At 30.9% G+C, this 13,821-nt stretch carries 13 protein-coding genes, 1 other RNA gene and 1 pseudogene; 12 read left to right on the top strand and 3 right to left on the bottom strand.

What is annotated here, in order from left to right; translation table 11 throughout:
- The first annotated feature begins 37 nt into the window (after positions 1-37).
- Positions 38-1,489, top strand: a complete 1,452-nt coding sequence (locus SAR11_RS00070; protein ID WP_011281409.1) for a hypothetical protein — start codon at positions 38-40, stop codon at positions 1,487-1,489.
- On the opposite strand, the gene fumC is transcribed toward SAR11_RS00070, so the two are convergent.
- On the bottom strand, positions 1,477-2,865 hold the full coding sequence (gene fumC, locus SAR11_RS00065; protein WP_011281408.1) for a class II fumarate hydratase: 1,389 nt from the start codon (positions 2,863-2,865) through the stop codon (positions 1,477-1,479). The genes SAR11_RS00070 and fumC overlap by 13 nt on opposite strands.
- 66 nt (positions 2,866-2,931) lie before the next feature.
- Between fumC and SAR11_RS00060 the strand changes: the two genes are divergently transcribed.
- A complete protein-coding gene (locus SAR11_RS00060; protein WP_011281407.1) occupies positions 2,932-3,303 on the top strand; it encodes a nucleoside triphosphate pyrophosphohydrolase family protein in 372 nt (123 codons plus the stop codon).
- On the opposite strand, the gene ssrA is transcribed toward SAR11_RS00060, so the two are convergent.
- Positions 3,302-3,603: a transfer-messenger RNA gene (gene ssrA / locus SAR11_RS06890) on the bottom strand. The genes SAR11_RS00060 and ssrA overlap by 2 nt on opposite strands.
- A gap of 4 nt (positions 3,604-3,607) precedes the next feature.
- Between ssrA and thyX the strand changes: the two genes are divergently transcribed.
- On the top strand, positions 3,608-4,555 hold the full coding sequence (thyX, locus tag SAR11_RS00055; protein ID WP_006997900.1) for an FAD-dependent thymidylate synthase: 948 nt from the start codon (positions 3,608-3,610) through the stop codon (positions 4,553-4,555).
- Here thyX and SAR11_RS00050 read toward each other — a convergent pair.
- Positions 4,536-5,411 carry an Mrp/NBP35 family ATP-binding protein gene (locus SAR11_RS00050; protein WP_011281405.1) on the bottom strand — a complete coding sequence of 292 codons (876 nt, stop codon included), beginning with the start codon at positions 5,409-5,411 and terminating at the stop codon, positions 4,536-4,538. The two genes, thyX and SAR11_RS00050, sit on opposite strands and share 20 nt — an antisense overlap.
- Between SAR11_RS00050 and hflK the strand changes: the two genes are divergently transcribed.
- The 9 genes and pseudogenes from hflK to SAR11_RS00005 all read left to right on the top strand — a co-directional run.
- On the top strand, positions 5,412-6,512 hold the full coding sequence (gene hflK, locus SAR11_RS00045; RefSeq protein WP_011281404.1) for an FtsH protease activity modulator HflK: 1,101 nt from the start codon (positions 5,412-5,414) through the stop codon (positions 6,510-6,512).
- Entirely contained in the window at positions 6,512-7,378 is an 867-nt protein-coding gene (gene hflC, locus SAR11_RS00040; RefSeq protein WP_011281403.1) for a protease modulator HflC, read from the top strand. The genes hflK and hflC overlap by 1 nt, the downstream gene beginning before the upstream one ends.
- Positions 7,379-7,387: 9 nt before the next feature.
- The gene (locus SAR11_RS00035) at positions 7,388-7,573 is read left to right on the top strand and encodes a DUF2065 domain-containing protein (RefSeq protein WP_006997904.1); all 186 of its coding nucleotides are present in this window, start codon (positions 7,388-7,390) and stop codon (positions 7,571-7,573) included.
- A gap of 1 nt (position 7,574) precedes the next feature.
- Entirely contained in the window at positions 7,575-8,987 is a 1,413-nt protein-coding gene (locus SAR11_RS00030; protein WP_011281402.1) for a Do family serine endopeptidase, read from the top strand.
- Positions 8,988-8,989: 2 nt separating this feature from the next.
- A complete protein-coding gene (gene miaA / locus SAR11_RS00025; protein ID WP_011281401.1) occupies positions 8,990-9,931 on the top strand; it encodes a tRNA (adenosine(37)-N6)-dimethylallyltransferase MiaA in 942 nt (313 codons plus the stop codon).
- A gap of 19 nt (positions 9,932-9,950) precedes the next feature.
- Positions 9,951-11,717, top strand: coding sequence for an acetolactate synthase 3 large subunit (locus SAR11_RS00020; protein ID WP_011281400.1), 1,767 nt, complete (start codon positions 9,951-9,953; stop codon positions 11,715-11,717).
- Positions 11,718-12,266, top strand: coding sequence for an acetolactate synthase small subunit (gene ilvN / locus SAR11_RS00015; protein WP_006997908.1), 549 nt, complete (start codon positions 11,718-11,720; stop codon positions 12,264-12,266).
- Positions 12,267-12,286: 20 nt separating this feature from the next.
- Positions 12,287-13,306, top strand: a complete 1,020-nt coding sequence (ilvC, locus tag SAR11_RS00010) for a ketol-acid reductoisomerase (protein ID WP_006997909.1) — start codon at positions 12,287-12,289, stop codon at positions 13,304-13,306.
- Positions 13,307-13,411: 105 nt separating this feature from the next.
- Positions 13,412-13,819: pseudogene (locus SAR11_RS00005) on the top strand (2-isopropylmalate synthase); the annotation flags it as partial.
- Between the last annotated feature and the right edge of the window lie 2 nt (positions 13,820-13,821).

The following is a 13,821-nucleotide window of genomic DNA, read 5'->3' as shown; positions in this document are numbered from 1 at the left end:
ATTTGATTATAAGCTATTAAAACTTTCAATATGATTTATGAAACAAATTGTTAAAAATTTTAATAACTTAATTAATAAGACAATATTCAAACTTAAAAATAAAACAAATAATAAGTTTCATGTTAGTACTTTTAATAAATATATAATAACAACAATTATTATATTATTTACCTATATTTTTTATTTATTAATACCTCTTTTATATGACAAAAATTGGATACAAAATAAAGTTGTAACTAAATTAGGTAATGAATTTAATATAAATCTAAGTAACTCTTTTGATATCTCATATCGTATTTTACCAAAACCTCATTATTTAATTAGAGACAGCAAAATTTCTTTAGCAGAGATTAAAACATTAAATGTTTTTATTAGTCAAAATAATTTTTTCAATAAGGATAGTATTAGAATAAACGAAGTAGTTATTGAAGAGGCAAATTTTTCTTTATTAAGTAATAATTTAAAACCACTTTATAAAGACAGTGAAAATAAATTTTCAAAAAAAAAAATAAAAATTAATAATAGTAATATTTTTTTAAAAGATAATTTAAATGAAGTAATTTCAATTATAAAAATCTCCAATGCATTTTTATTTTTTGATGAAAAAAATTTATTTAACCTTTTTGATTTAAATGGAGAAATTTTCAATATACCTTTTACATTAAATTATCAAAATACAATAAATTCACAAAAAAATATTAATATAAAGGCTCCTGATCTTAAACTTAAAATTATAGATAAATTTTTTAAAAAAGATGAAGATTTAAAAAGTGGAATGAATAATATTTCTATACTAAATTCATCTATCAATACGAAATACAGTATTAAGGATCAAATAGTTATATTTCAATCAGATGGTTCTAGAATTTATAACTCTAAAATAGATTACAATGGACAACTTGCAATAAATCCATTTGATCTAAATCTAAAAATTAATTTATACGATTATAAAATTTCAAATTTATTTACACCAAATTCTATCATTTATGAATTTATTAAATCAGGTTTATTGTTTAATGAAAATATTAGTGTACAAACTTTAGTAAATATTAAATCTACAAAAAAAGATAAAATCTTTAATGAAGCTAAACTAGAGTTAAAAGTTTTAAATGGTAAAATAAATTTTGATAAATCAATGTTTATCAACAACAATATTGGTTTATTAGAAGTTTCAAATAGTGATTTATTTTTAGAAAATGATAGATTAATTTTAACTGCTAATTTATCAATAGACATTAAAGATATTGATAAATTATACTCTTTTTTAAACACCAGTAAAAATTCAAGAAAAAACATTAGAAATATTAAGTTAAATATAATTTATGATCTATTGGGTGATGAAATTGCATTTAAAAATATTAAGATAGACGAGAATAAAGTAAGTGATCAATTTTACAATATAACTGAAGGTTTTAATGATACTAATTTTAATAATTTAACTAAAAGTAGAAGATTATTAAACGAACTAATAGGTCTTTATGAGGGGTAAATCATTTTTTTAGGATCTACTATTTTCTCATAATCTTTCTCATCAACAAGACCTGTTTTAAGAGTTTCATATTTTAGTGTTGTCCCATTTTTTAAAGCAGTCTTTGCAATTTTTGCTGCATTATCATATCCAATGTGCGGGGCTAGCGCTGTTACTAGCATTAAAGAATTATCCAGATGCTCTTTAATTCTTTTCTTGTTAGCTTTTATTCCTTTAACACAATAAATCGCAAAATTTTTAGTACTATCAGCAATAAGATCTATCGATTGAAGTACATTATGAGCAATCATTGGCTTAAATACATTCAATTCAAAATGCCCATGTGATCCAGCAATTGTAATTCCATTATGATTGCCCATTACTTTGGCACAAACCATTGTTACTGCCTCACATTGAGTAGGGTTAACTTTTCCTGGCATAATAGATGAACCAGGTTCATTTTCTGGTAATATTAATTCACCATATCCAGCACGAGGCCCTGAACCTAAAAATCTCACATCATTTGATATTTTCATTAATGCAACAGCACAGGTATTTAGTGTGCCTGAAAAATTTACAATAGAGTCGTGAGCTGCAAGTTCTGCAAATTTATTTGGAGCTGGTTTAAAGGGGATTTTTGTGTATTTAGCAATCTCTTTAACAATTTTTTTATCAAAACCTTTTTTAGAGTTAATACCTGTTCCAACAGCCGTCCCACCTTGCGCTAAAAAATATATTTCTTTAAGTGAAAGCTCTACTCTTTCAATGCATTTTTTTAGCTGTACCTGGTAGCCTGAAAATTCTTGCCCAAGTGATAATGGTGTTGCATCTTGTAAATGGGTTCTGCCAATTTTAATAATATTTTTAAATTCTTTAGATTTTTTTGCTAATTCTTTTTCTAAAATTTTTAAGTTAGGTAATAGTTTTGATATAGTCTCTTGAGCAACAGATATATGCATAGCTGTTGGAAAAACATCATTTGTTGATTGAGATTTATTTACATGATCATTTGGATGAACTGGTTTTTTTGAACCTTTTTTTCCACCCAATATTTCAATTGCTCGGTTTGCAATTACCTCATTAACATTCATATTAGTTTGTGTGCCAGATCCTGTTTGCCAAACCTTTAAAGGAAAATTTTCATCTAGTTTTCCTTTAATAACTTCATCTGAAGCTTTAATTATTGAATTAGTAATTTTTTTATTTATTTGCTTTTCTTTATAATGCACTAAAGCAGCAGATCTTTTAATGATCGCAATAGATTTTATTATTGAAATATTAACTAAAATTTTTCCAATATTAAAAAATTTATTAGATCTTTGAGTTGATGCACCCCAATATCTATCACTAGGTACGTTGATACTTCCAATGCTATCGAATTCTTTTCTTAATTTCATTGATTAATATATAATTAGTAATTTAGTATACTTATATATTAATTTTTAAAAACTTACAGGAGCTAAATGTCAAATTTTAACAAAGTAAAAACTTTTATGGAAACCTTTGGTCAAGAAGTCAAAACTAAGCCATCTTTTAGCACTGATAAGATCAATAGTCTTAGATATGATTTAATAAAAGAGGAATTAGAAGAGCTTAAAGAAGCAATGGAAAATAAAGATCTTTTGGAAGTTGCAGATGCTTTAACAGATATATTGTATGTAACTTATGGGGCTGGACATGCGTTTGGCATTGATCTTGATAAGTGTTTTGCAGAAGTGCAAAACTCAAATATGAGCAAATTAGGTGAAGATGGTAAACCAATTTATAACGAATCTGGAAAAGTTATGAAGGGCCCTAAATATTTTAAACCTGATCTAACTAAATTTGTAAATTAGTAGGGGCGTTCTGTTACCCGGTGCCCCAGACCGTGCTTCTAAAATTAACCTAAGTTAATTATGCAGCAAGTGCGTAACTTTCGTCAGCATTTAAAGTTTAGCCCGTTACGGTGGAACAATCCCGAACGAAAGAATAGCCTTTAGTCACCCGTCGATCCTATTTCACCCCCGTAAGTTGTAAATGGTGGAGGTGGTGGGTACTGCCCCCACGTCCGTAATGGTTATTACGAAATTCGTTTATCGTCGTAGTTGGCAAGCCAACACTATTACTATAAAAGCATTTGAGAGAGATTCAATAAAAATCATGAAATTAACTAAAGAACAATCACAAGAGATCAAAGATCAACAAGGTCAGCAAAATCAAACGAAAAGGGTTACTGCCCCAGCGCTTGAAAATATTCTGTATGAGGCAATGCCAGCATTAGACCATGGTTTTGTAAGAGTTATTGATTACATGGGAGATGACACTTCAATTGTTCAGTCAGCTAGAGTTTCGTATGGAAAAGGAACCAAACAAGTTTCAACAGATGCAGGTTTAATTAAATATTTAATGAGACATTGGCACAGCACTCCATTTGAAATGTGTGAAATCAAATATCATGTGAAGCTTCCAATTTTTATTGCTCGTCAATGGATAAGACATAGAACAGCAAATGTTAATGAGTACTCAGCTAGGTATTCAATTTTAGATAAAGAATTTTATTTGCCATCTGCAGAAAATTTAGCAGCTCAATCTTCAAGCAACAGACAAGGTAGAGGTGATGTTATTGAAGGTGAACAAGCAAAAGAAGTTTTAGAACTTTTAAAAAATGATGCTGAACAAACTTATGACAACTATGAGATGATGCTCAATCAAAGATTTGATGGATCAACGATTGATGAAAATAAAAAAGGGTTAGCAAGAGAACTTGCAAGAATGAATTTAACTTTAAACACTTATACCCAGTGGTATTGGAAAACTGATTTATTAAACTTAATGAATTTTTTAAGATTAAGAGCTGATAGTCATGCTCAGTATGAAATAAGAGTTTATGCTGACATCATGTTAGATACTGTTAAGAAATGGGTACCTATAACTTATGATGCGTTCATGGATTATAGAGTAGGGGGCACAGAAGTTTCAGCTAAAGGAAAAATTATCATTCAAAAACTTATTAAAGGTGAGGATGTTAATCCAGATAGTTCAGGCTTATCCAAAAGAGAATGGAATGAACTTATGGTTTCTTTTGATCTTAAAGATAAGTTGATTTAATTTTTCTAGCAAAGTCTAAATATATTTTAGAAATTTCGTGTTCAGGATTAGCCTCAACAATTGGCTTTCCTTCATCTCCACATTTTCCAACCTCAGGATTTATTGGAATTTCTCCTAAAAATTCTTTTTCAAATTCTTCCGCAGTTCGCTTAACCCCACCTTCACCAAATATTTTATATTTTTTACCATCATCACCAGTGAAATAGCTCATGTTATCAACTAAACCTAAAATTTTAACTCCAAGTTTATCAAACATCTTGATACCCCTTTTAACATCAAGAAGAGCTACTTCTTGAGGAGTTGAAACAATGATTGCTCCATCCATTTTAATTTCTTGAGAAAAAGTTAATTGAGTGTCACCAGTCCCTGGAGGCATATCAACAATGATAAAATCTAAATCTTTCCATCCAACTTTTTGTGTGAAAGTTTTGATTGCGCTAGTAACCATAGGTCCACGCCAAATCATTGGAGTTTGTTGGTCTGCGAGAAAACCAATGGACATACATTGAATGTCATATTTTGTAATTGGCGTTAAGGTTTGACCATCACTTTTTGGTTTTTCATTAATATCAAACATCTTTGGAATTGAAGGACCATAAATATCAGCATCAAGTAAACCTACTTTGCAGCCAATTTGTTTTAAAGCTAAAGCAAGGTTAGTTGCAAAGGTTGATTTTCCAACCCCTCCTTTTGCACTTGAAACAGCTATTGTAAATTTTGTTCCCAAAATAGGATTTTTAGTGAACTTTCTAGGCTCCAATTTTTTCTTCATTGCGTCACTTAGTTCTGGCTTTTTATCTGTCATATTTTTATCATTACTTGTTTTTTGTGAGAAAGACATTATATACTTTGCCATATGTCAGACGATTTTCAAGGTAGAGGTGGAAGCCCATGGGGAACACCTCCAGGAGGAGGAAATGGTTCGGGAAAAGGACCTACACCACCTGATGTAGATGCAATTATTAGAGATATTCAAAGTAAAATAAATAAATTTTTACCTGGTGGAAGCTCATCAGGAGGAAAACCAATTATATTAGTTCTAATTATTTTAGCCTTCGTATGGTTAGCAAGTGGTCTATATAGAGTACTTCCAGATGAACAAGGTGTTGTTCTTAGATTTGGTAAATTTATTAAAACTACACAACCAGGATTAAATTATCATATTCCTTTTCCAGTAGAGGCTGTTGAAACACCAAAAGTTACAAAAGTTAATAGAATGGATATTGGTTTTAGATCTGAAAGAGAAAGTGGTTTTTCACAAGGTGGAGGAGTGGCAGATATCCCTCAAGAAAGTTTAATGTTAACAGGGGATGAAAATATTGTTAATATCGATTTTTCAGTATTCTGGATAATTAAGGATGCAGGAAAATTCTTATTTGAGGTCCAAGACCCAGAAAGCACTGTGAAAGCTGCTGCAGAAACTGCAATGAGAGAAGTTGTTGCTAAAAGTAATATTCAATCAATTTTAACTGAAGGAAGAGCTAAAATTGAAATTGAAACACAAGAAATTATTCAAAAGATATTAGATGAATACAATAGTGGTATTCAGGTAACTCAAGTACAAACGCAAAAAGCAGACCCACCTAATCAGGTAATTGATTCTTTTAGAGACGTGCAAGCTGCAAGGGCGGATATGGAAAGATCAAAAAATGAAGCCGAGGCTTATGCAAACGACGTGATCCCAAGAGCTAGAGGAGAAGCTGCAAAAATTATGCAAGCAGCTGAAGCTTATAAACAACAAGTGGTTGCTCAAGCAGAAGGTGAAGCTAGCAGATTCGTATCTATCTATGAAGAGTATGCAAAAGCAAAAGAAGTTACTCAAGAAAGAATGTACTTAGAGACTATGGAAAAAGTTTTAGCTGATATTGATAAAGTAATTATAGAAAAAAATGCAGGTTCAGGTGTGGTGCCGTATTTACCATTACCAGAGCTAGGTAAAAAAAAGGCAAGTAACTAATGAAAGTACAAAAAATTTTATTACCAATAATTATTGCAGTAGGAGCGTTAGCGTTTCTATCTATGTTTATAGTTAAAGAGACAAACCAAGCGATTGTTCTTCAATTTGGTGATCCTAAAAGAATTATTACAAAACCAGGTTTAAATTTTAAAATTCCTTTTATTCAAAACGTAGTTTTTCTAGATACAAGAATTTTAAATTTAGATACACCACCAGAAGAAGTTATTGCATCAGATCAAAAACGTTTAATTGTTGATGCATTTGCAAGATTTAGAATTGTAGACCCTTTAAAATTTTATATTTCAGTTGGCAATGAAAGAGTTGCAAGATCAAGACTAGCAACAATTATTAACTCAAGACTGAGAAATGTACTAGGTCAGCAAGAATTACAAACTTTACTTTCAAAAGACAGAACTAAACAAATGGCTTTAATACAAGAAGGTGTAAATACTGAAGCTGAAAGTTTTGGAATTAAAATAGTAGATGTTAGAATTAAAAGAGCGGACCTTCCACAAGCAAACAGTGATGCAATTTATAGAAGAATGCAGACTGAAAGGGAAAGAGAAGCAAAAGAATTTAGAGCAAGAGGTGCAGAGATGGCGGTTACAATTACTTCAACTGCAGACAAAGATGTTTCTGTAATTTTAGCAAATGCTAATAAAGAATCTGAAATCATGAAGGGTCAAGGTGATGGTGAAAGAAATAAGATCTTTGCAGAAGCCTTTGGAAGAGATGCAGAATTTTTTGCTTTCTACAGAGCGATGCAAGCCTATGAAACTGCTTTAATTGGTGGACAGACATCTTTAATTTTATCACCTGACAGTGAATTCTTTAAATTTTTTGGTAACATAAAACCTAAAAATTAATCTAAAATAATGAAAGAGCTAATTATAGCTTTTGGACTTTTTCTTTTTATAGAAGGAATTTTATATGCCTTATTTCCATCAAAAATGAAAAGTATGTTAAAAAAAATGGAGATGATAAAAGATTCACAATTAAGAAGTGGTGGGTTAATTTTTGCAGTTATAGGTTTTATAATTATTTGGTATATAAAAAGTTAAAATGAACAGAATTAAAAAATTATTTATTATATTTTTTGCAATAAGTTTTGCATCACAAGGGTTTGCAAAAGACGCACCAGCTTCATTTGCGGATCTGGCAGAAAAATTAATGCCATCTGTTGTAAACATTTCTACAACGACAACAGTTACTACAAATTCTAATCCATTTCCTGGTTTTCAGTTTCCCCCAGGATCACCTTTTGAAGATATGTTCAAAGAATTTGGAACACCTCAAACAAGGAAGTCTGCTGCACTTGGTTCAGGATTTATAATAGAAGAGAGTGGAATTGTAATCACTAACAATCATGTTATTCAAAATGCAGAAGATATTTTAGTTCGAGTTGATGGTGATAAAGAATATAAAGCGACGGTTGTTGGTGCTGATCCCTTATCTGATATTGCAGTCCTTCAAATAGATTCAAAAGAAAAATTTATACCAGTTAAATTTGGAAATTCTGATCAAGCAAGAATTGGTGATTGGGTTATCGCAATCGGCAATCCCTTTGGCTTAGGAGGAACGGTTACTGCAGGAATAATATCAGCAAGAAATAGATCAATCGGACTGTCTCGTTATGAAGATTACATTCAAACTGATGCATCAATAAACTCAGGAAACTCAGGCGGACCTTTATTTGATATGAATGGTGATGTAATTGGAATTAACACAGCAATTTTGGGTAAAGGTGGCTCTATTGGGATAGGTTTTTCAATACCATCGAACGATGCAAAAAGAGTTGTAAATCAATTGATAGAATTTGGTGAAACTAAAAGAGGATGGCTGGGTGTTAGAATTCAGGTAGTTTCTGAAGAAATTGCTGAAGTTGAAAAATTAGATGAACCTAGAGGAGCATTAGTTGCTAGTGTTGCAGAAAATAGCCCATCTGACAAAGCAGGAATTAAAGCAGGAGACATTATATTAGAGTTTAATAACACTAAGATTAAAGAGATGAAAGAATTACCAATAATTGTTGCACAAACAGAAGTTGGTAAAACTGTAGATGTTAAAATCTGGAGAAATAAAAGAGAGATTACAAAAAAAATTAAACTAGGAAGACTTGAAACTTCAGAGGATTTTAAAGTAGAAAAAAAAGAAACTAAAGAAGAAACACCTGAAATTTCTGAAATTAAATCTTTAAAAATAATTGTAAGACCATTGAATGATGAAGATATTGAGCAAAGAAAATTACCCAATCAAACAACAGGTTTAGTTATAACAAATATTGGAAAAAATAGCCCAATAGATTACTTAAATGTTGGAGATGTTATTGTTGAAGCTCAAAAGAAAAAAATAAAATCTACTAAAGATCTTGAAGATATTGTAGGCACTGTTTTAAAATCTAATCAAAAAACTATTTTGATTGTAATTTACAATAATCAAAACCAAAGAAGATATATTGGTGTTAAGCTAGATTAATAATGGACAAGCAGTCCAAAATTATCTTAATTTCAGGACCGACTGCATCAGGTAAATCAAATTTTGCTGTTAAGATTGCAAAAAAAATTGAAGGAGAAATCATCAATGCCGACAGTATGCAGGTTTACAAAAAATTAAAAATATTAACTGCAAGACCCAACAAGCAAGAACAAAAAAATATTAAACATCATTTATATGGATTTGTTGATTTAAATGAAAAATTTTCAACTGGACAATGGTTAGAACTAACAATTAAAAAAATTGAAAATATTCAAAAAAAGAAAAAAATTCCAATTTTAGTTGGTGGAACAGGTCTATATTTTCAATCATTAATCAATGGACTAGTTAAAATTCCAGAGATACCTCTTAAGTTTAGAAATAAAGTTAGACTAATGTCTAAAAAAGAAGGACAAAAAAAATTTTATAAAAAACTTTTAAAACTTGATCCTAAAATCAAAGACAAATTTGATCCAAATGATACTCAAAGATCCATAAGAGCTTATGAGATTAAATCTTATACAAATATATCTATGTATGATTGGTTAGCTAAGACTAAATCTGAATTTAATGATAGTGACTTTTTAAAACTACATATTGATACAAAAAGAGAAAAGCTTGTTGAAAAAATTAATTTAAGAACTTCTAGCATGCTAAATAATGGAGCCATTTCTGAAGTTAAAAAATTTCTTAAACTAAAAATTAAAAAAGATCAGAGTGTAAACAAGGTAATTGGGATTGCCGAATTGACACAGTATCTAAATGATGAAATTACCTTGGATGAAGCAGAAGAGTTAATATCAATTAAAACAAGACAATACGCTAAAAGACAAGCGACTTGGGCAAGAACTAGGATGACATCGTGGATTAAAGTTGATCCAATCAAATTAGATGGTTATATAAAAAAATTAAAAAAATCTTCTCTTAAACTTGACCAATTAACATAAAGTCCGATAGATTGCCTGGATGCCAAAATTATATTCAGGAGCAGAGATAGTATTCAAGTGTCTTGAAGACCAAAAAGTTGAACATATTTTTGGATATCCAGGTGGAGCAGTTCTTCCTATCTATGATGAACTAAAAAATCATCCAACTATAAAACATATTTTAGTTAGGCATGAACAAGGAGCAGGTCATGCTGCAGAAGGTTATGCAAGATCAACTGGAAAACCAGGTGTTGTATTGGTTACTTCAGGACCAGGTGCAACAAACGTTGTAACTGCATTAACCGACGCGTATATGGACTCAGTTCCTCTAGTTTGTATTTCAGGACAAGTACCCACACACTTAATTGGAACAGATGCTTTTCAAGAATGTGATACTACAGGAATTACAAGACCTTGCACAAAACATAACTGGTTAGTTAAAGATATAAATGATTTACCAAGAATTATGCATGAAGCCTTTGAGGTTGCAACAACAGGAAGACCAGGACCAGTATTAGTTGATATTCCAAAAGATATTCAATTTGCAAAAACAAAATACTCAAAACCAAATAAAGATAAAAAAGTTGTTACTAAAAATTTAAATAGATTTAATCAAAAAAACATAGATCAACTTATTGAATTAATGAGTAAGTCTAAAAAACCAATATTTTATACTGGTGGTGGAGTAATTAACTCAGGACCCAAAGCAAGCGAATTGTTAAGAGAACTAGTTTCTTTAACAGGGTTTCCTATAACCTCAACTTTACAAGGCCTAGGTGCTTATCCTGGAAATGATAATCAATTTTTAGGAATGCTTGGAATGCACGGAACTTATGAAGCTAATAATGCAATGCATGACTGTGACTTATTAATTAATATTGGTGCAAGGTTTGATGATAGGATCACAGGAAAAATAGATGAATTCTCTCCGAAATCAAAAAAGGTTCACATTGATATAGATCCATCCTCAATCAATAAGATAGTTAAAGTTGATTTATCAATAGTTGGTGATGTATCGGATGTAATCAGTTCAACGACTAAAACATTAAAAAAGAAAAAATTAAATCTAGAAAAATCTAATAAACAAAAAATTTCAAACTGGTGGTTACAAATTGAAAAATGGCGGACTAAACAATCTTTAAGTTTTGTGAACAGCGATACAATTATTAAACCTCAGTATGCAGTTCAACGATTGTACGAATTAACAAAAAACAGTGACACTTATATTACAACTGAAGTCGGACAGCATCAAATGTGGGCAGCACAGCATTATAAATTTGATAAACCTAATAGATGGATGACATCTGGGGGTCTTGGAACTATGGGTTATGGATTACCAGCAGCTATTGGTGTTCAGGTAGCTCATCCAAAAAAACTAGTGGTAGATATAGCAGGTGAAGCCTCAATTCTTATGAATATGCAGGAGATATCAACAGCAGTTCAGTATAATTTGCCAATAAAGATATTTATTTTAAATAACCAATATATGGGAATGGTTAGACAGTGGCAGGAGCTACTACACGAAAAAAATTATTCTGAAAGTTATTCAAAAGCTCTACCAGATTTTGTTAAATTAGCAGAAGCTTATGGATGTGTTGGTATTAGAGCAAAAGATCCAAGTGAATTGGATGAAAAAATTGAAGAAATGATTAACACAGATAGACCTGTTATTTTTGACTGTCTTGTAGATCAAGGAGAGAATTGTTTTCCAATGATCCCATCTGGAAAACCTCACAACCAAATGCTTTTAGGCCCAAAGGATCAAGACGCAAATAAAATTACAGGAAAAGGAAAAGCATTAGTTTAAATGGTAAAATCTAAATCCGCATATAGCACACCAAGTAAATCTGGAAAAATTGATACACACATTATTGTTGTATGGGTTGATAACGAAGCAAGTGTTTTATCCAGAGTGGTAGGGCTATTTTCAGGTAGAGGATATAATATTGAATCTTTAGCAGTTGCTGAAATTGACCATAAAAAAAATCTTTCTAGAATTACTATTGTCACAACAGGGACACCACAAGTTATAGAACAAATTGTATTGCAGCTTAAAAAATTAGTTCCAGTGCATAATGTTGTTAATTTTAAAAGAGAAGATAAAAAAGTGATATTTAAAGAAATGGCACTATTAAAAATTGTTGCAAATTCTATCAAAATTAAGAAAGCTTTAAATGCTTGTAAAAAGTATAATCCAGTTATATTAGATCAGACAAATAAATCTGCTGTAATTCAAATAACAGCATTAAGAAGAGAAATAGATAGTATGATAAAGAATTTAAAACCACTTGGTCTTGTCAGTGCCTCAAGAACGGGAGCGGTAGCAATGACTAGAGGTGCAGAAATTTTAAATTAATTACCAATAGGAGAAAAAAAATGAAAATGTTTTATGAAAAAGATGCAGATGTAGATTTAATTAAAAGTAAAAAAATAGCAATTTTTGGTTATGGAAGCCAAGGTCATGCACATGCACTAAATTTAAAAGATAGTGGAGCCAAAGAAGTTGTTGTAGCGCTTAGAGATGGGTCAGCAAGTAAAGCAAAAGCTGAGTCAAAAGGATTAAGAGTTATGAATATGTCAGATGCTGCTGAATGGGCAGAAGTTGCAATGATCTTAACACCTGATGAATTGCAAGCTTCAATTTATAAAAATCATATTGAGCAAAGAATCAAACAAGGAACAAGTTTAGCTTTCGCTCATGGATTAAATATTCATTACAAGCTGATTGATGCTAGAAAAGATTTAGATGTATTTATGGTTGCTCCAAAAGGACCGGGTCACTTGGTTAGAAGTGAGTTTGAAAGAGGTGGTGGAGTTCCATGTTTATTTGCAGTTCATCAAGATGGAACAGGTAAAGCAAGAGACCTTGCATTATCATATGCCTCAGCAATAGGTGGGGGGAAATCTGGTATTATTGAAACTACCTTTAAAGATGAGTGTGAAACAGATTTATTTGGTGAACAATCAGTTTTATGTGGTGGATTAGTTGAGCTTATTAAAAATGGCTTTGAAACCCTAACTGAAGCTGGTTATGAACCAGAAATGGCATACTTTGAATGTCTACATGAAGTAAAGTTGATAGTAGACTTAATTTACGAAGGTGGAATTGCTAATATGAATTACTCAATTTCCAATACAGCAGAGTATGGAGAGTATGTATCTGGTAAAAAGGTTGTTGATAGTGAGAGCAAGAAAAGAATGAAGGAAGTTCTAGCTGATATTCAATCTGGTAAGTTCACAAAAGACTGGATGAAAGAGTGTGAAGGTGGCCAAAAGAACTTTTTAAAAATGAGAAAAGATCTTGCGGATCATCCAATTGAAAAGGTTGGTGCTGAACTTAGAGCCATGATGCCTTGGATTGGTAAGAAAAAATTAATAGATAGTGATAAGAGTTAATTTTTACTAAAAACCTCAATCGATCATAAATTATAACCAAAATACAACATTTATTTTGCAATCTCTATTATAGATTGTATTATAGATTTTCTAAAATTATTGGTTATGAGCGACAAAGATAAAATTTTTATATTTGATACTACGATGCGAGATGGTGAGCAGTCACCTGGTGCATCAATGAGTCTTGAAGAAAAAATTCAAATTGCTAGAATTTTTGATGAATTAGGCATAGATGTAATTGAAGCTGGTTTTCCAATTGCATCCCCTGGTGACTTTGAGGCTGTAACTGCAATAAGTAAAATTCTAAAAAATTCTATTCCATGTGGATTATCAAGAGCTAGCAAAAAGGATATAGATGCATGTCATGAAGCATTAAAAGCTTCCCCAAGATTTAGAATTCATACTTTTATTTCCACAAGTCCATTACACATGAAACACAAATTAAATAAAACTCCAGAACAAGTTTTGGATGCAATAAAAGAAAGTGTAACTTATGCAAGAAATTTAACAGATGA

It is taken from the genome of Candidatus Pelagibacter ubique HTCC1062 (genome assembly GCF_000012345.1).
Lineage (GTDB): Bacteria > Pseudomonadota > Alphaproteobacteria > Pelagibacterales > Pelagibacteraceae > Pelagibacter > Pelagibacter ubiqueversans.
This window is presented reverse-complemented; position numbering and strand designations above follow the sequence as displayed.

Bases quoted from the DNA above. Each gene is read 5' to 3' on its own strand.
- hflK (WP_011281404.1), top strand. From the start codon at position 5,412: ATGTCAGACGATTTTCAAGGTAGAGGTGGAAGCCCATGGGGAACACCT.
- SAR11_RS00060 (WP_011281407.1), top strand. From the start codon at position 2,932: ATGTCAAATTTTAACAAAGTAAAAACTTTTATGGAAACCTTTGGTCAA.
- SAR11_RS00070 (WP_011281409.1), top strand. From the start codon at position 38: ATGAAACAAATTGTTAAAAATTTTAATAACTTAATTAATAAGACAATA.
- SAR11_RS00030 (WP_011281402.1), top strand. From the start codon at position 7,575: ATGAACAGAATTAAAAAATTATTTATTATATTTTTTGCAATAAGTTTT.
- miaA (WP_011281401.1), top strand. From the start codon at position 8,990: ATGGACAAGCAGTCCAAAATTATCTTAATTTCAGGACCGACTGCATCA.
- hflC (WP_011281403.1), top strand. From the start codon at position 6,512: ATGAAAGTACAAAAAATTTTATTACCAATAATTATTGCAGTAGGAGCG.
- SAR11_RS00020 (WP_011281400.1), top strand. From the start codon at position 9,951: ATGCCAAAATTATATTCAGGAGCAGAGATAGTATTCAAGTGTCTTGAA.
- ilvC (WP_006997909.1), top strand. From the start codon at position 12,287: ATGAAAATGTTTTATGAAAAAGATGCAGATGTAGATTTAATTAAAAGT.
- fumC (WP_011281408.1), bottom strand. From the start codon at position 2,865: ATGAAATTAAGAAAAGAATTCGATAGCATTGGAAGTATCAACGTACCT.
- SAR11_RS00050 (WP_011281405.1), bottom strand. From the start codon at position 5,411: ATGGCAAAGTATATAATGTCTTTCTCACAAAAAACAAGTAATGATAAA.
- ilvN (WP_006997908.1), top strand. From the start codon at position 11,718: ATGGTAAAATCTAAATCCGCATATAGCACACCAAGTAAATCTGGAAAA.
- SAR11_RS00035 (WP_006997904.1), top strand. From the start codon at position 7,388: ATGAAAGAGCTAATTATAGCTTTTGGACTTTTTCTTTTTATAGAAGGA.
- thyX (WP_006997900.1), top strand. From the start codon at position 3,608: ATGAAATTAACTAAAGAACAATCACAAGAGATCAAAGATCAACAAGGT.